The 16,522-nt window shown below is 71.8% G+C and carries 13 protein-coding genes and 1 riboswitch; of the genes, 7 read left to right on the forward strand and 6 right to left on the reverse strand.

Annotated features, from left to right (window positions below):
• Positions 1–140: 140 nt before the first annotated feature.
• From ACLZOT_RS05245 to ACLZOT_RS05260, 4 genes are all read right to left on the reverse strand, one after another.
• Positions 141–821 (reverse strand): response regulator, encoded by a 681-nt coding sequence (locus tag ACLZOT_RS05245; protein WP_416967520.1) that lies wholly within the window; start codon positions 819–821, stop codon positions 141–143.
• Positions 818–2,527, reverse strand: a complete 1,710-nt coding sequence (locus ACLZOT_RS05250; RefSeq protein ID WP_416967521.1) for an ATP-binding protein — start codon at positions 2,525–2,527, stop codon at positions 818–820. The genes ACLZOT_RS05245 and ACLZOT_RS05250 overlap by 4 nt, the downstream gene beginning before the upstream one ends.
• A 129-nt stretch (positions 2,528–2,656) precedes the next feature.
• Entirely contained in the window at positions 2,657–3,604 is a 948-nt protein-coding gene (locus tag ACLZOT_RS05255) for a sucrase ferredoxin (protein WP_416967522.1), read from the reverse strand.
• 95 nt (positions 3,605–3,699) lie between these two features.
• Entirely contained in the window at positions 3,700–4,989 is a 1,290-nt protein-coding gene (locus ACLZOT_RS05260) for a citrate/2-methylcitrate synthase (protein WP_416967523.1), read from the reverse strand.
• Positions 4,990–5,088: 99 nt separating this feature from the next.
• On the opposite strand from ACLZOT_RS05260, the gene ACLZOT_RS05265 reads away from it, so the two are divergent.
• Positions 5,089–6,258, forward strand: coding sequence for a citrate synthase/methylcitrate synthase (locus tag ACLZOT_RS05265; protein WP_416967524.1), 1,170 nt, complete (start codon positions 5,089–5,091; stop codon positions 6,256–6,258).
• Between the two features lie 257 nt (positions 6,259–6,515).
• On the forward strand, positions 6,516–6,752 hold the full coding sequence (locus ACLZOT_RS05270) for a hypothetical protein (RefSeq protein ID WP_416967525.1): 237 nt from the start codon (positions 6,516–6,518) through the stop codon (positions 6,750–6,752).
• Between the two features lie 74 nt (positions 6,753–6,826).
• Here ACLZOT_RS05270 and ACLZOT_RS05275 read toward each other — a convergent pair whose 3' ends face one another.
• Positions 6,827–7,336, reverse strand: coding sequence for a DUF6082 family protein (locus ACLZOT_RS05275; protein WP_416967526.1), 510 nt, complete (start codon positions 7,334–7,336; stop codon positions 6,827–6,829).
• 319 nt (positions 7,337–7,655) lie between these two features.
• On the opposite strand from ACLZOT_RS05275, the gene ACLZOT_RS05280 reads away from it, so the two are divergent.
• Positions 7,656–8,783, forward strand: a complete 1,128-nt coding sequence (locus tag ACLZOT_RS05280) for a CobW family GTP-binding protein (RefSeq protein WP_416967527.1) — start codon at positions 7,656–7,658, stop codon at positions 8,781–8,783.
• On the opposite strand, the gene ACLZOT_RS05285 is transcribed toward ACLZOT_RS05280, so the two are convergent.
• Positions 8,780–11,236 carry a DNA gyrase/topoisomerase IV subunit A gene (locus ACLZOT_RS05285; protein WP_416967528.1) on the reverse strand — a complete coding sequence of 819 codons (2,457 nt, stop codon included), beginning with the start codon at positions 11,234–11,236 and terminating at the stop codon, positions 8,780–8,782. The two genes, ACLZOT_RS05280 and ACLZOT_RS05285, sit on opposite strands and share 4 nt — an antisense overlap.
• A 296-nt stretch (positions 11,237–11,532) precedes the next feature.
• Between ACLZOT_RS05285 and ACLZOT_RS05290 the strand changes: the two genes are divergently transcribed.
• The 4 genes from ACLZOT_RS05290 to ACLZOT_RS05305 all read left to right on the forward strand — a co-directional run bounded on the left by ACLZOT_RS05290 (position 11,533) and on the right by ACLZOT_RS05305 (position 16,364).
• Positions 11,533–12,927, forward strand: coding sequence for a M16 family metallopeptidase (locus tag ACLZOT_RS05290; RefSeq protein ID WP_416967529.1), 1,395 nt, complete (start codon positions 11,533–11,535; stop codon positions 12,925–12,927).
• On the forward strand, positions 12,924–14,312 hold the full coding sequence (locus tag ACLZOT_RS05295) for a M16 family metallopeptidase (protein ID WP_416967530.1): 1,389 nt from the start codon (positions 12,924–12,926) through the stop codon (positions 14,310–14,312). Before ACLZOT_RS05290 ends, ACLZOT_RS05295 begins: the two co-directional genes overlap by 4 nt.
• A 269-nt stretch (positions 14,313–14,581) precedes the next feature.
• Positions 14,582–14,728, forward strand: a riboswitch (cyclic di-AMP (ydaO/yuaA leader).
• Between the two features lie 14 nt (positions 14,729–14,742).
• Entirely contained in the window at positions 14,743–15,498 is a 756-nt protein-coding gene (locus ACLZOT_RS05300; protein ID WP_416967531.1) for a M23 family metallopeptidase, read from the forward strand.
• A 182-nt stretch (positions 15,499–15,680) separates the two neighbouring features.
• Positions 15,681–16,364: a GntR family transcriptional regulator gene (locus tag ACLZOT_RS05305; RefSeq protein ID WP_416967532.1), complete on the forward strand. Its 684-nt coding sequence runs from the start codon at positions 15,681–15,683 to the stop codon at positions 16,362–16,364.
• Positions 16,365–16,522: the final 158 nt, after the last annotated feature.

A 16,522-nucleotide genomic window follows, 5' to 3' on the forward strand; every position in this document is an offset into this window, starting at 1 on the left:
GTGGCACTGGTGGGTGGATCGTCTGTACAGATGGACGACGTTGATGGCCCGCCGGGAAGTTGGTCCATGCATCCATTAAGGGTGCGCGGTACTCATCAAGACATGCGGTACTCGTCAAGACGCTCAACGAAACCGTGCTCTCAGGCGCGGGTCGCCCACACGTAACGGTGTTCCGGGCGGCCCGCGTCGCCGTACTTGAGGGTCAGGCGCGCGCGGCCGGTGCGCTCCAGAAGCTTCAGGTAGCGCTGGGCGGTCTGCCGGCTCACCCCTGTGCGGTCGGCGATCTCCTGCGCGGACAGCGGGCCGTCGGCGTGCATCAGACACTGGCGCACCAGTTCGGCGGTGGTGGGGGAGTGCCCTTTGGGCAGGCCGGGCTCCGAAGGTGCGGACAGCGCGCCGAACATGCGGTCCACGTCGGCCTGTTCGGCCTCGCCGCCGACGTCCAGGGTGCGGCGCAGTTCGCCGTACGCCTCCAGCTTCGCGCGCAGGCCCGCGAAGGCGAACGGCTTGACCAGGTACTGGAGCGCGCCGTGCCGCATCGCCGACTGGACCGTCGCGACATCCCGGGCGGCCGTGACCATGATGACGTCTGCTTGGTGGCCGCGGCGGCGCATCTCCTGGACGGCTTCGATGCCTGTGCGGTCGGGCAGGTAGTGGTCCATCAGGACGAGGTCCACGCGGGGCAGCAGCTCCAGCAGGCGCAGCGCCTCGGCCGCGTTGTGGGCCTGCCCGGCGACCCGGAAGCCCGGCACCTTCTCGACGTAGGCGGCGTTGACCCGGGCGACCCGGGTGTCGTCGTCCACGACCAGGACCTCGATCATCGTGCATCCTCGTCGACTCTGGCTTCTGCTTCTGCTTCTGCTTCTGCCGCGGCCTCGGTGCGAGGCGTGGCGGCGGCCGGTACGGCCTTCGGGGCGCCCTCGGAGAGCGCGTCGGGCAGGACCACGGTGAACTCCGCGCCACCGCCCTCGGCCTCGCCCACAGCGGCCCTGCCGCCCTGCCGCTCGGCGAGCCTGCGCACCAGGGAGAGCCCGATACCGCGGCGCCCGTGCGCGGGAGGCTCTTTGGTGGACCACCCCTCCGTGAACACCAGCTCCCGTTTGTCCGCCGGGATCCCGGGACCGGTGTCCCGCACCCGCAGCACGGCCGTACGTCCCTCGGCGCGCAACTCGACCTCCACGCGCGTGTGTGTGGTGCCCGCGACGGCGTCCAGCGCGTTGTCGACCAGGTTGCCCACGATCGTCACCAGCCCCCTGGGGTCGACCAGCCGGTCCGGGAGCCGGGTCGTGTCCGACACCTTCAGGGCGACGCCCCGCTCCGCCGCGACCGTAGCCTTGCCGACCAGCAGCGCCGCCAGCAGGGGGTCCCGGATCCGCTCGGCGACCTCCTCGGCGGTGGCCCGGTGGTCGCCGACCACCTCGCCGACGAACTCCACCGCCTCCTCGTACATCTCCAGCTCCAGCAGCCCCAGGAGGGTGTGCATCCGGTTGGCGTGCTCGTGGTCCAGCGCGCGCAGGGCGTCGATCAGCCCGCGCGTGGAGTCGAGTTCCCGGCCCAGCTGCTCCAGCTCGGTGCGGTCGCGCAGGGTGGCGACCGCGCCGCCGTCGTCCGTGGGCATCCGGTTGGTGACCAGCACGCGCGGGCCGCGCACGGTGAGCAGGTCCGTGCCGGTCACCCGGCCGGCCAGGACGTCCGCCGTACGGCCCGTGCCGAGCGCCTCGTCGGGGGAGCGGCCCACGGCCTCGTCGCCGATGCCCAGCAGGCGCTGCGCCTCGTCGTTGAGGAGCCGGACGCGGCCCGCGCGGTCCAGCGCCACGACGCCCTCCCGGATGCCGTGCAGCATCGCCTCACGCTCCGCGAGCAGCGCCGAGATGTCCGAGAAGGCCAGGTCACGGGTCTGGCGGTGGACCCGGCGCGAGATCAGCCAGGCCGCCAGCGCGCCGACCGCCAGGGCGCCGCCCGCGTACGCGAACAGCCCCGGGATCGCGTGGATCAGGCGCGCGCGGACGCTGTCGTACTCGATGCCGACCGACACCGCCCCGACGATGTGCCCCTCGGCGTCCCGCAGAGGCACCTTCCCGCGTGCGGAGCGGCCCAGCGTGCCTTCGTCGATCTCCATCACCGCGCGGCCCGCCAGCGCCTTGTGCGGGTCCGTGGAGACGACGCCGCCGATCTGGTCCGGATCGCGGTGCGACCAGCGGACGCCGGCCCTGTTCATCACGACGACGTACTCGGCGCCGCTCGCCCGGCGGATCCGCTCCGCCTCCCGCTGCACCGGGCCGTCCACCGACGGCGCGCTGCCCTTCAGGTCCTCCGCGAGCTGCGGCATCGCCGCCGTGGTCTGCGCGATAGCCAGCGCGCGGCGCATCGCCTGGTCGTCGAGCTGGTCGCTGAGCGGCGCGAGGAACAGGCCCGTCGCCAGCACCACCACGCCCGCCGCGATCGACAGCTGCATCAGCAGGATCTGCGAGAAGGCACGCCGGGGGAGGCCGAGGCGCAGGCGGCGGGACGGGGGAGCGGGGCTCATGCATTGACGGTACGTGGACGGGGTGGGGGTGCCGTAGGGGTGTGGCGGGGATCTCTTGATCGGAGACGGGTGGGGTGGATCAGACCATGGACGGGTTGATCACGTGCACCAGGCGATCAACTATTGACGTCAGCTGGCCAGCGCCGTTCCCGGCGTCGCCAGCTCCCGTACCTCCACGACGTCCATCCGCGCCGGCGTCCCCAGGACGGACGCCCCGCAGCTCTCCGGGCGGGGCGGCAGCGGATTGCTCTGGGCGACGGCGACCCGCCAGCGCCGGCCGTCGGTGTGGGCGACGGTGACCTCCCAGTGGGGAGCCTCGCCCGCCGTACGGACAACGCTCAGCGCGTCGGCCGCGTACTCGTGGACCGCCGTCCGTACGGCCAGCTCGGCCGCCTGGCCGGGGCGCTCCCAGGCCGAGCGGCCGCGGCACCCCTCGACCACGATCCGGCCCTCCTGGGCGGCGTGCAGGACGTTCTTGACGGTGTGGGCCGCCGCGCGCCCGTACGCGTAGCCGTAGGGCAGGACGAGCACCGTCGGGGAGAAGCGATGTCCACCCAGATGGGTGACCTCCCAGACGCCCGGTACGCCGGAGGCGGTCAGTTCGGCGGCGAGAGGGCGGCCGAGGAGGGCGCAGCAGCGGTCGCGCTTGCCGTTCGTGCACACCAGGGCGAGCGGGTCGCCCGTGTGAGGGCGGCCGCCGAGGACGGAGTCGAACGTGCGGTGGTCGCCCCGGCCGAGGGTCGCGAGGTCGAGGTCCAGGAGCTGCCGGGGATCCTGGGTGGCGGCGCTGCGCAGCCACACCCCGCCGGGCACGGTGTGGGCCGCGAAGACCTGGCGCGGGGGCGGGGTGCCGAAGTCGGCGTGGCGTCCGGGGCGCCGGATGAGCGCGACACGGACGCCGGTGCCCTGGGCGGCCTTCTCCAGGGCGCGGCCGAGTCGCCGGTCCAGGTGGCTCTCGGTGAGCGCCTTGGCGCCCCAGGGGCCCGGCTGTTCCAGCAGGAGCCAGGTCGTCGCCGTGGCCGCGGTCCCGGAGAAGGGCTCGTCGAGATCCCGCGCGACAGTCGTGCACGTACTCACAGAGGTGAGCCTAACCTGACTTGGCGCAGGGTGACTTGTCGACGGCGGTGTGTCCTGGTCCGTGCGGGTTTTTCGGGGCGCCTCTGTCCGGCGTTCTACGCAGAGTGGCCGTTCGGTGCGTGTCCGTGGTCCACGGGGAGCGGGCGGGGCGGCTTCGGGCCCACGTAGAGGCCGCTGGGGCGCATCCGCAGGGGGCGTTCGCCGTACTCCTCCAGGGCGTGCGCGATCCAGCCCGCCGTACGGGCCACGGCGAAGATCGTCTCGCCTGCCGCGGGGGCCATGCCGCAGGACTGGGTCAGGACGGCCAGGGCGAGGTCGACGTTGGCGTGCAGGGGAGTGTGGCGGGCGGCGGTCGCCACGACGTCCCGGGCCGCCGCCAGGGCGGGGTACGCGCGCGGGATGTCCGCCAGCAGGGTGAACAGTGCACGCGCGCGCGGGTCCTCGCCCGGGTAGAGGCGGTGGCCCAGGCCCGGGATGCGCCGGCCCGCCCGCAGCTCCTCGGCGATCACCGGTGCCGCGTCGCCCTGGTCGATGACCTCCTCCAGCAGCCGGTGGGCGAGTCCGCTGGCCGCGCCGTGCAACGGTCCCTCGACGACGCCCAGGCCCGCGGAGACGGCCGCGTACGCGTGCGCGCGGGCCGATGCGGCGACCCGGACGGCGAGTGTCGAGGCGGCCAGGTCGTGGTCGGCGAGGAGGCCGAGCGCCGTGTTCAGGGCGTTCAGTGACGGCTCGTCGGGCGCGTGCGGGCTCAGCCGTGACCACAGGCGCCGCGCCAGCGGGCCTTCGTCCCGGTGGCCGGGGTGGCGCGGGGGCAGGGCGGCCACCAGGGTCGGGATCAGGGTCCGGCCGGTGCCGATGACGGCCTTCTCGGACAGGTCGAAGCGCAGCGGGTCCGCGACGGCCGCCGCGACGGCCGCGGCCCGCAGCCGGTCGGCGGGGCCGGTGTGTTCGGGCAGCGCGCGGGCCGCCCGGCGGGCCGCCCTCAGGGACTCCTCCGGCGCGGTGAACGTCGCGCCCGCGTGCAGCTCGCCGGTCCACAGCCACTCCGCGACCTCCTCGTAGGAGTGCGTGGTGGCCAGGTCGACCGCGTCGACGCCGCGGAAGTAGTACCGGTCGGCGTCGATGTACGTGAGGCGGGTGCGGACGGCCGGTTCGCTCCCGGCGCCCGGGGTGCCGGTGCTCTCCCGTCTGTTGCGGCGCGCGAGGGCCTCGACCTCGGCGGCGTCGAAGGTGCTGCTCCGGCTGCCGGGGACGCGCCGGCTGCTGAGCTGGCCGCGGCTGACGTACGCGTACACCGTCTCGGGCTTCACGCCCAGCAGTTCGGATGCCTCCTTCGTGCTCAGACGGCGTTCGGGGTGGCCGGGGGCGGGTTCCTGATCGCGCATGGGGGTCACCGTATCCGGATGAGGTTATGTTGATTGAATCAATATTGACAGTCGTTTAGTCAATGATGGACAGTCGAATCAAGTTCAAGGAGGGACATCATGTCTGTCAACAGGTCCACCGCATCTTTCATCGACGTCCCGCGCGGACTCGCCGGCGTCGTGGTCACCGACACCCGGGTCGGGGACGTGCGCGGCATCGAGGGCTTCTACCACTACCGCCAGTACTCCGCCGTCGACCTCGCGCAGACCCGCTCCTTCGAGGACGTCTGGCACCTCCTGGTCCACGGCGAACTCCCCGACCCCGCGCATGCGTCCGCCTTCGCCGCCGAGACGGCCGCACTGCGCGCGCTGCCGGCCGAGGTGAGCGCGGCCCTGCCCGCCGTCGCCGCGTCGGGCGCGGACGGCGTCGGGCCGCTCGCCGGGATGCGGACGGCGCTGTCGCTGCTGGGGGCGGTCAAGGGGTTCCGGCCGGTGTACGACACCGATGCCGGGCAGCGGCGTACGGACACGCTCGTGGCGGCCGCCGCCGTGCCCACGCTGCTCACCGCGCTGTACCGGCTCGGGAAGGGGCTCGAACCGGTCGAGCCGCGGCAGGACCTGTCGTACGCGGCGAACTACCTGTACATGTTGACCGGTGTTGAGCCCGATCAATATAAAGCGCGGGCCGTCGAGCAGTACTTGATCTCCACCATTGATCACGGCTTCAACGCGTCAACATTCACTGCGCGCGTCATTGCATCAACAGGTGCGGACGTCGCCTCCTGTCTCGTCGGAGCTGTCGGCGCGCTCTCCGGCCCCCTGCACGGCGGGGCGCCCAGCCGGGCCCTGGACACCCTGGACGCGATCGGCACCCCCGAACGCATTGATCCCTGGATCCGCGAACATGTACTGGCTGGCGACCGGATCATGGGATTCGGTCACGCCGTCTACCGCACCGAGGACCCCCGCTCCCGGATGCTCCGCGAGATCGCCCAGCGCTTCGGCGGCCCGCGCGTCGCCTTCGCGGTCGAGGTCGAACGCCAGGTCGAGGCGATCCTCGCGGAACTGAAGCCCGGCCGCGAACTCCACACCAACGTCGAGTTCTACGCGGGCGTCGTCATGGAACTCTGCGGCCTCCCCCGCGAGATGTTCACCCCGACCTTCACCGCCGCCCGCGTCATCGGCTGGAGCGCCAACATCCTGGAACAGTCCCAGGACTCGAAGATCATCCGTCCGGCGGCACGGTACGTGGGGCCTGCGGCGCCGGTGGCGGTGCCTCTCGCAAGCTGACCGAACGACAAATCCCCGGTGGATCAAGGCGCTTCGCGATTGCGGCGCCTGCCGGGCGGGGGCGGCGATCTCATGGGTCGACCGGTGCCTGTGCGACGAGGGTGAGAGGAGGTGGGTATCTTGTCCTGGGCCGCTCCGAGCGCTCCCGCCACCATCCCTGCGCGAGAGCGTACAGAGCGTATGTCGGACGACCACAACGACCGGCTTCGGAGGGTGCAGTCATTCCTCCGGCGTTACTGAGAAGGCGGTACGTTTTCGTGAAGATCGTGCGACGTGTCGGGGCGTCCCCCAGGGAGCGCGGCAGTACCACAGGGCAGACCTGCCCCGACATCTTCGAGCTCAGCAACGGCGACTTCGCCGTGATCGGGCGCGAAGCCACCGGGGAACTCGATCATGAGCTGCCCTCGGACGCCGCACGGGCCGACTATGAGCGGATCGTCGTCATCACGCGCGAGACACTCGTCCGCGCCAAGCACGACATCCCCGACGCCTGACAGTCCGTCCCTCGCCCGAGGCCCGGAGGGATCACCCCGGGCCTCGTAGCGGCCGTACCGGCCCCCTGACGGCCTCATGCCGACTCCTCCGAGGGCGGCTCGCCCACGACCCACCACTCGTCCGTGTCGGCGTCGTCGAGATCGTGGATCAGGTCGTCCATCATCCGCCCGAGGACGTACTCCTCCGAGGAGTCCGGGAGGCTCTTGCGGTGATGGCGGGTGGCCTCCCAGTACTCGCGGAAGACCTTGTTCCGGCACATCACGCGCAGGTGCCCGTACAACTCCGCGCGGGTGAGTGCGCCGATACGGTAGAAGTGCAGATTGTTGACGTACAAGGCGTTGGCGAAGAGGAACTGGCGCTGCTTGTCGAGCGGTACGTCGGACTCGTAGGTGTCCAGGACCGCGGCGAGAGCGGGATCGTCCATGGCCTTGCAGAGTAGGTCGAAAGAGAGCCGGTGCTGTTCGGTGAGGGCGGCTCGCCTGCGATGGCCGGTACCCGGCACACCGAGGGAGTCGAGGGTGGCCGAGAACTTCTGCTTCGTGGCCGAAACGATCCTGCGTATCCCTGCGCTCTGTGTGGCCATGTCAACCCCCGGTCCAGGCGGCCGTGCGCCGGTCGTCGGGGTGCGGGTGTGGTGACGGGGACCGGCGAGCGGTGGGCGGCGCGTGCCGTCTCCCAGAGTGCCGAGCGGCTCTGATCGGCGGGGAGGCGGAGAGGAGGTGCACGGAAGGAAGCGAGGGTCGCACACCCCGGCGCCTTGCCTCACGTCTGCCCCGGACAGGGAGCTAACAATCGTTCACTTCGCGGCGATTCTTCCGGCTCGTATCCTGATGCCGCAGTCATTCCCCGACCGTGCTCCGGAGTGTGAACCGGCGCACGCACAGGCGCGAAAGAGGTCGTACGTGGCGCAGGGCCGCACCCCGCAGCAGATCCCGGTCGTCGTCCTCGCCGGATTCCTCGGCTCCGGCAAGACGACGCTGCTCAACCACCTGCTGCACCGCAGCAAGGGCAGCCGGATCGGCGCGATCGTCAACGACTTCGGGGCGATCGAGATCGACGCCATGGCCGTCGCGGGCGCGCTGGGCGACTCCACCGTCTCCCTCGGCAACGGCTGCCTGTGCTGCGCGGTCGACGCGAGCGAACTGGACTCCTACCTGGAGCGCCTGGCCGCGCCCGCCGTCGGTGTCGACGTCATCGTCATCGAGGCGAGCGGCCTCGCCGAACCGGGTGAACTCGTCCGGATGATCCTCGCGAGCGAGCACCCCGCGATCGAGTACGGCGGGCTCGTCGAGGTCGTCGACGCCGCCGAGTTCGACGGCACGCGCGTGAAGCACCCCGAGATCGACCGGCACATCGGCCTCGCCGACCTCGTCGTCGTCAACAAGCTGGACCGCGCGGACGACGGGGAACGCGTGCTCGGGCTCGTTCGTTCCCTGGCCGGGAGCGCGGCCGTCGTACCCGCCCGCCACGGCCGCGTCGACCCGGAGTTCCTCTTCGACTGCCGGCCCAGCGAGGAGCGGATCGGGCAGCTCTCCTTCGACGACGTGCACCGGCACGAGGACCACGGGGACGGCCACGACCACGCCGAGCACCTGCACGCGGCGTACGACAGCCTCTCCTTCACCGCGGACGCCCCGCTGGACCCGCGGCGGCTGATGGCGTTCCTGGACGGCCGCTCCGAGGGGCTGTACCGGATCAAGGGGTACGTCGACTTCGGACCGAGCGACCCCCTCAACCGCTATGCCGTGCACGCGGTCGGACGGTTCCTCAGGTTCGTCCCGGAGCCCTGGCGCGAGCGCGAGGAGCGCCGTACGCAGCTCGTCCTGATCGGGATGGGGATCGACCGGGAGGCGCTCGCCAAAGAGCTGCACGCGTGCGTGCAGGACGCCCCACAGGCCGACGAGCGTGGCATGTGGGGCGTCCTGAGGTACGTACGGGACCCGGAGGCCGAGGAAGAGGCCCAGGAGGGGCTTGACGCCCCCGAGGACGTCACCGGAGACATCCCCGAGGACCTGCCCGGCGAGGGCTAGAACGGCCCCGCGACCACCGCCACCGTCTTCGGCAGCGACACGCCCGAACCGTCCCGGCGCGGATCGATCTCCGGCAGCTCCGCGGGCATGCCGTTCTTCTGCGCGGCCCGCGCGGGAACGGCGCCCGCCCAGGCGACCGAGAGGCAGTCCTCGCCCTTCAGGAACCGCTGGCAGCGCACGCCGCCGGTCGCGCGCCCCTTGCGCGGGTACTGGTCGAACGGGGTCAGCTTGGCCGTCGTCTGGACGGAGTCGTCCAGCGTGCCGCGCGAGCCCGCGACGGTGAACACCATGGCGTCCACCGCGGGGTCGATCGCGGTGAACGAGATGACCTTCGCGCCGTCCGTCAGCTTGATGCCCGCCATCCCGCCCGCCGGCCGGCCCTGGGGGCGCACCTGGGACGCCTGGTAGCGCAGCAACTGGGCGTCGTCGGTGATGAAGACGAGGTCCTCCTCGCCCGTGCGCAGCTCGACCGCGCCGACGATCCGGTCACCCTCCTTGAGGGTGATGACCTCCAGCTCCTCCTTGTTGGTCGGATAGTCCGGCACCACGCGCTTGACGACGCCCTGTTCCGTGCCGAGCGCGAGGCCCGGCGACGACTCGTCCAGCGTGATCAGGCACACCAGCGTCTCGCCGTCCGTCAGCGACACGAACTCCGACACCGGGGCGCCGCCCGACAGGTTGGGCGCGGCGGCCGTGTCCGGGAGCTGCGGCAGGTCGACGACGTTGATCCGCAGCAGCCGGCCCTCGGAGGTGACCGCGCCGATCTCACCACGGGCCGTCGCGGGCACCGCGGAGACGATCACGTCGTGCTTCACGCGCGCGCCGGCCTCCTCGGCGGCGAACGGCCCGCCGTTCGCCGTACGCGCCAGCAGCCCCGTCGACGACAGCAGCACCCGGCACGGGTCGTCCGCCACCTGGAGCGGCACGGCGGACGCGGCCGCGCCGGACGACTCCAGCAGGACCGTACGCCGCTCCGTGCCGAACTTCTTGGCCACGGCGGCCAGTTCGGTCGAGACCAGCTTGCGCAGCTCGGTGTCCGACTCCAGGATCCGGGTCAGCTCGGCGATCTCCGCGGTGAGCCGGTCCTTCTCGGACTCCAGCTCGATCCGGTCGAAGCGGGTGAGGCGGCGCAGCGGCGTGTCCAGGATGTACTGCGTCTGGATCTCCGACAGCGAGAAGCGCTCCATCAGGCGCTCCTTCGCCTGCGCGCTGTTGTCGCTGGAGCGGATCAGCCGGATGACCTCGTCGATGTCGACGAGCGCCGTCAGCAGGCCCTCCACCAGGTGCAGCCGGTCGCGGCGCTTGCCGCGCCGGTACTCGCTGCGGCGGCGTACGACGGTGAAGCGGTGGTCGAGGTAGACCTCCAGGAGCTCCTTGAGGCCCAGCGTCAGCGGCTGGCCGTCGACCAGGGCGACGTTGTTGATGCCGAAGGACTCCTCCATCGGCGTCAGCTTGTAGAGCTGCTCCAGGACGGCCTCCGGGACGAAGCCGTTCTTGATCTCGATGACCAGCCGCAGCCCGTGCGCGCGGTCGGTGAGGTCCTTGACGTCGGCGATGCCCTGGATCTTCTTCGAGCCGACCAGGTCCTTGATCTTGGCGATGACCTTCTCGGGGCCGACGGTGAAGGGCAGTTCGGTGATGACCAGGCCCTTGCGGCGGGCCGTCACCGTCTCCACCGCGACCGTCGCCCGGATCTTGAACGTGCCCCGGCCCGATTCGTACGCGTCCCGGATGCCGTCCAGGCCGACGACCCGCCCGCCCGTCGGCAGGTCGGGGCCCGGGACGAACTTCATCAGGGCGTCCAGGTCCGCGTTCGGGTAGCGGATCAGGTGGCGGGCGGCGGCCACGACCTCGCCCAGGTTGTGCGGCGGCATGTTCGTCGCCATGCCGACGGCGATCCCGGAGGAGCCGTTCACCAGGAGGTTCGGGAAGGCGGCGGGCAGCGCCACCGGCTCCTGCTCCTGGCCGTCGTAGTTGGGCGTGAAGTCGACCGTGTCCTCGTCGATCGACTCCGTCATCAGGCTCGTCGCCTCGGCCTGCCGGCACTCCGTGTACCGCATGGCGGCGGGCGGGTCGTCGTTGCCGAGGGAGCCGAAGTTGCCGTGGCCGTCGACGAGCGGCACGCGCATGGAGAACGGCTGCGCCATGCGCACCAGGGCGTCGTAGATCGACGCGTCGCCGTGCGGGTGCAGCTTGCCCATGACCTCGCCGACCACGCGCGCGCACTTGACGTAGCCGCGGTCGGGGCGCAGGCCCATCTCGTTCATCTGGTAGACGATCCGGCGGTGCACCGGCTTCAGGCCGTCGCGGGCGTCGGGCAGAGCGCGGGAGTAGATGACCGAGTAGGCGTACTCGAGGAAGGAGCCCTGCATCTCGTCGACGACGTCGATGTCGAGGATCCGCTCCTCGAACGAGTCGTCGGGCGGTGGGGTCTTCGTGCTGCGGCGGGCCATCGCTGCCGGCTCCTCATTTCTGGTCGCTTGCCGTGGCGTCCAGGACGCCGACAAAACTGCGGTCTGACGGCCCATTGTGGACCGTGGCGCTGACAACCCGGCCCAGGACCCGGTGTCATGGGCCCGGCCGGGCGAGCACGGCCGGTTCCGTCACGGCCGTCCGCAGGCTAACCGATCCGCTCTCGGCGTACGTCCGCCGGGAACTTCGCCGACCGTCCGCACGCTTGCATACAGTGACAGGACCGGCAGGAAAGTCCGCGGTTCGTTCGACCGCGTCCGCCATCGAAGGGACGTACATGCCCATGGGTCACACGGCCACAGCCCAGGCAGGCTCCGGGGGCCTGACAGCGACCGAGCACCGCCTGGCCAACGGCCTGCGCGTGGTGCTCTCCGAGGACCATCTGACCCCCGTCGCGGCGGTGTGTCTCTGGTACGACGTCGGCTCGCGCCACGAGGTCAAGGGCCTCACCGGCCTCGCCCACCTCTTCGAGCACCTGATGTTCCAGGGCTCCGCCCAGGTCAAGGGCAACGGCCACTTCGAACTGGTGCAGGGCGCGGGTGGTTCCCTCAACGGCACCACCAGCTTCGAGCGCACCAACTACTTCGAGACCATGCCCGCGCACCAGCTGGAGCTCGCGCTCTGGCTGGAGGCCGACCGCATGGGCTCCCTGCTGACCGCCCTGGACGACGAGTCGATGGAGAACCAGCGCGACGTCGTCAAGAACGAGCGCCGCCAGCGCTACGACAACGTCCCCTACGGGACCTCGTTCGAGAAGCTGACCGCCCTCGTCTACCCGGACGGCCACCCCTACCACCACACGCCCATCGGGTCGATGGCCGACCTGGACGCGGCGACCCTGGAGGACGCGCGCGCGTTCTTCCGCACGTACTACGCGCCCAACAACGCGGTCCTGTCCGTCGTCGGCGACATCGACCCGGAGCAGACGCTCGCCTGGGTCGAGAAGTACTTCGGCTCCATCCCCGCGCACGACGGCAAGCCCGAACCGCGCGACGGCTCCCTCCCGGACGTCATCGGCGAGCAGTTGCGCGAGGTCGTCGTCGAGGAGGTCCCCGCGCGCGCGTTGATGGCCGCCTACCGCCTCCCCGAGGACGGCACGCGCGCGGGGGACGCCGCCGACCTGGCCCTGACCGTCCTCGGCGGCGGCGAGTCCTCCCGCCTGTACAACCGGCTCGTACGGCGCGACCGGACCGCCGTCGCGGCCGGCTTCGGCCTGCTGCGGCTGGCCGGGGCGCCCTCCCTGGGCTGGCTGGACGTCAAGACGTCCGGGGACGTCGAGGTGCCCGTCATCGAGGCCGCCATCGACGAGGAGCTCGCCCGGTTCGCCGAGGAGGGCCCGACGGCCGAGGAGATGGAGCGCGCGCAGGCGCAGCTGGAGCGCGAGTGGCTGGACCGGCTCGGCACGGTCGCCGGGCGCGCGGACGAACTGTGCCGCTTCGCCGTCCTGTTCGGCGACGCGCAGCTCGCCCTCACCGCCGTACAGCGCGTGCTGGAGATCACCCCGCAGGAAGTCCAGGAGATCGCCAAGGCCCGGCTGCGGCCCGACAACCGCGCGGTGCTCGTCTACGAGCCCAAGCACCCGGACAGCGCCGAGGACGGGGACGTTCCCGACGACCCCGCGCGTGAAGCGACCGTAGAGGCCGGCGACGACAACGAGGAGACGGCCAAGTGACCGAGCTCGCCACCATGGACTTCCACCCGCAGCCCCAGGCGGGCGAGGCCAAGCCCTGGGCGTTCCCGGCGCCCGAGCGCGCCGCCCTCGGCAACGGCCTGACCGTCCTGCGCTGCCACCGCCCCGGCCAGCAGGTCGTCGCCGTCGAGATCCTCCTCGACGCGCCCCTGGAGGCCGAGCCGACCGGCCTGGACGGCGTCTCCACGATCATGGCGCGCGCCTTCTCCGAGGGCACCGACCGGCACACCGCCGAGGAGTTCGCCGCCGAGCTGGAGCGCGCGGGCGCCACGCTCGACGCGCACGCCGACCACTCCGGCGTCCGGCTCAGCCTGGAGGTCCCCGCCTCCCGGCTCGCCAAGGGGCTCGGGCTGCTCGCCGACGCCCTGCGCGCGCCCGCGTTCGCCGAGGGCGAGGTCGAACGGCTGGTGCGCAACCGGCTCGACGAGATCCCGCACGAGCTGGCCAACCCCTCCCGGCGGGCCGCCAAGGAGCTGTACAAGGAGCTGTTCCCGGCGACCTCGCGCATGTCGCGCCCGCGCCAGGGCACCGAGGACACCGTCGAGAAGATCGACGCCGCCGCCGTCCGCGCCTTCTACGACCGGCACGTGCGCCCCGCCACGGCCACCGCGGTCGTCGTCGGCGACCTGAACGGCATCGACCTCGACGCGCTGCTCGGCGAGACCCTGGGCGCCTGGACGGGGTCCGCCGGCCAGCCCCGGCCGGTTCCGCCGGTCACCGCCGACGACGCCGGGCGCGTCGTCATCGTCGACCGGCCCGGCGCCGTCCAGACGCAGCTGCTGATCGGGCGCGTGGGCGCCGACCGGCACGACCGCGTGTGGGCCGCCCAGGTCCTCGGCACGTACTGTCTCGGCGGCACCCTGACGTCCCGTCTGGACGCCGTCCTGCGCGAGGAGAAGGGCTACACCTACGGCGTGCGCGCCTTCGGGCAGGTCCTGCGCTCCGCCCCGGACGGCTCGGGCGCCTCGATGCTCGCCATCAGCGGCTCCGTCGACACGCCCAACACCGGGCCCGCCCTCGCGGACCTGTGGACCGTCCTGCGCACCCTCGCCGCCGAGGGACTCACGGACGCCGAGCGCGACTTCGCCGTGCAGAACCTCGTCGGCGTGGCGCCACTCAAGTACGAGACCGCCGCGGCCGTCGCAGGGACCCACGCCGACCAGGTCGAGCAGCACCTCCCCGACGACTTCCAGGCGACCCTGTACCGGCGGCTCGCGGCCACCGGCACCGTCGAGGCCACCGCCGCGGTCGTCAACGCCTTCCCCGTCGACCGTCTCGTCACCGTCCTCGTCGGCGACGCGAAGGAGATCCGGGAGCCGGTCGAGGCGCTCGGGATCGGGCCGGTGCGGGTGGTGACGGCGGAGTAGGGACACCGGTGCACGCGCGCGTAGGGCGACGGGGACGAGCCCTACGCGCGCGTGCCACCGAGCAACCGCAAGCCCCCGTGAGTTCGCTGTTCGCAGGGCCACACCCCACCCGAAACGCATCCCTCCGAGGGTGACCGTTTTCGCCCGGAGGGTATGCCTCTGCCCTGTGGTGTGCGCTACAAAAACCGCTGTGCGTTTGGGAATCGGGGGCACGCCCTCTAGCGTCGTCCGGGCTGTTCGTCGGGCAGTACGCCGCACACCGCGGCACCGGACAGCCATCGCCGAGTCCCCGTACGGCGCGAGCCAGGGGAGCCGGGGACCCACAGTCCCTGGGGTGAATCGGGCGCCCGCGCCCGTAGGAGACCTTCCTGCTCCGAACCCGTCAGCTAACCCGGTAGGCGAGAGGGAAGGAAAGGACGAACTCGACCCCATGGCGTTCACCTGCGCCACCGGCAAGCGCCGCAAGGCGACCCGGATGCAGCGTACGACCGCCCGCGCGGCGGGCATAGCGGCGCTGACGACCTCGGCGCTGGCCGCCGGATCACCCCCCGAACCGACCGCCGCGAACACGGTCATGGCCGCCGACGACACCGTCACCCTGCGCCTCGACCTGGTCGCCGAGCACCTCGAGGCCCGGGCCGCCGACCAGCGGCAGGCCGTCGAGCACGCCGCCGTACGCGCGCGCACCGAGGCGCTGCGCGTCCAGGCCGCCGAGGAGGCGAAGGCCGCGCGCGCGGCGGAGGCCCGCGCCGCCCGGGAGGCCGAGCGCGCCCGCCTGAACGCCTTCGTCGCCCCGATCACCGGCTCGTACGTCTCCACCGGCTACCGCAGCGGCGGCTCCCTGTGGTCCTCCGGCAGCCACACGGGCATCGACTTCCACGCCGCCACCGGCACCCCGGTGCACGCCGTCGGCCTCGGCACGGTCGTGGAGGCCGGCTGGGGCGGCGCCTACGGCAACCAGATCGTCGTCCGGATGAACGACGGGACGTACACCCAGTACGGCCACCTGTCGTCGATCTCCGTCGCGGTGGGCCAGACGGTCACCCCGGGGGAGCGCATCGGCTACTCGGGCGCGACGGGCAACGTCACCGGCCCGCACCTGCACTTCGAGGCCCGTACGACACCGGAATACGGCTCCGACATCGACCCGGTCGCCTACCTGCGCGCGCACGGCGTCGACGTCTGACCCGCGCGAGATCGTCCAGCCCCGGCCCCCTCGGCCGGGGCTTTCGACGTTTCGGACGCCGCCCTGTCCAAAAAATATCCATGGATTCCGGCTCGCCATCGGAAATTCCCGCTCATTGCAATAGAGTCACGGAACACACGTCAACCGTCGACGTTTCACGGGGATTAAGGCGGAGGTCCGTCATGCGTATTCCGGCGCACTCGGTGTGCACGGCCGTCCGGGACGACATCGTCGCGGGTGTCTACGAGCGCGGCAGCCGCCTCACCGAGGAACTCCTCGCGCGCCGGTACGGCGTCAGCCGCGTCCCCGTCCGCGAGGCGCTGCGCACGCTGGAGGCCGAGGGCTTCGTGGTGACGCGGCGTCACGCGGGCGCGTGCGTGGCCGAGCCGACCGAGCAGGAGGCCGCCGACCTGCTGGAGATGCGCCTGCTGCTGGAGCCGCTCGGCGCAGCCCGGGCCGCCCAGCGGCGCACCGAGGCCCACCTGAAGGTGCTGCGCGGCCTCGTCAGGCTGGGCCAGGAGCGCGCCAGGCGGGGCAACAGCGAGGATCTGCGCTCCCTGGGCGGCTGGTTCCACGAGACGCTCGCCCAGGCGTCCGGAAGCCACGCCTTGACCTCGACGCTGACCCAGCTGCGCCACAAGATCGCCTGGATGTACGCGGTCGAGCCGTCGGCCGGCCCCGTCGACTCCTGGGCCGAGCACGGCGCGATCGTCGACGCCGTCGCGCGCGGGGACGCCGAGCGCGCGCGGGCGGTCACCGCCCTGCACACCGAGCGCTCCCTCGGCGCCCACCGGCTGCGCTTCGCGGGCGCGGACCGTGTGAGGACTTCGCAACACGTCGTAAACATGTCCGGCCTGCGGCATTAACACGGGCGCCGTATACAAAGAAGAGATATTCGGCGGAAGTGTATTTTCGCTGCCCTTTTGTGAGCGCGCCGTGAATTTCTCGGCGCGCGCCTTTCGTGTGCGCTCGTGCGCCCGTGGGTCTTTGCGGGGCAATTCATTCCGGGACGCCCCGGAAATGA

Origin of the sequence: Streptomyces sp. 4F14, from assembly GCF_048159485.1 — a bacterium.
In the GTDB taxonomy this organism is placed as follows: domain Bacteria; phylum Actinomycetota; class Actinomycetes; order Streptomycetales; family Streptomycetaceae; genus Streptomyces.

Coding starts and splice junctions, on each gene's coding strand:
- ACLZOT_RS05285 (WP_416967528.1), bottom strand. CDS start 11,236: ATGGCCCGCCGCAGCACGAAGACCCCACCGCCCGACGACTCGTTCGAG.
- ACLZOT_RS05290 (WP_416967529.1), top strand. CDS start 11,533: ATGCCCATGGGTCACACGGCCACAGCCCAGGCAGGCTCCGGGGGCCTG.
- ACLZOT_RS05300 (WP_416967531.1), top strand. CDS start 14,743: ATGGCGTTCACCTGCGCCACCGGCAAGCGCCGCAAGGCGACCCGGATG.
- ACLZOT_RS05265 (WP_416967524.1), top strand. CDS start 5,089: ATGTCTGTCAACAGGTCCACCGCATCTTTCATCGACGTCCCGCGCGGA.
- ACLZOT_RS05305 (WP_416967532.1), top strand. CDS start 15,681: ATGCGTATTCCGGCGCACTCGGTGTGCACGGCCGTCCGGGACGACATC.
- ACLZOT_RS05275 (WP_416967526.1), bottom strand. CDS start 7,336: ATGGCCACACAGAGCGCAGGGATACGCAGGATCGTTTCGGCCACGAAG.
- ACLZOT_RS05250 (WP_416967521.1), bottom strand. CDS start 2,527: ATGAGCCCCGCTCCCCCGTCCCGCCGCCTGCGCCTCGGCCTCCCCCGG.
- ACLZOT_RS05260 (WP_416967523.1), bottom strand. CDS start 4,989: ATGCGCGATCAGGAACCCGCCCCCGGCCACCCCGAACGCCGTCTGAGC.
- ACLZOT_RS05245 (WP_416967520.1), bottom strand. CDS start 821: ATGATCGAGGTCCTGGTCGTGGACGACGACACCCGGGTCGCCCGGGTC.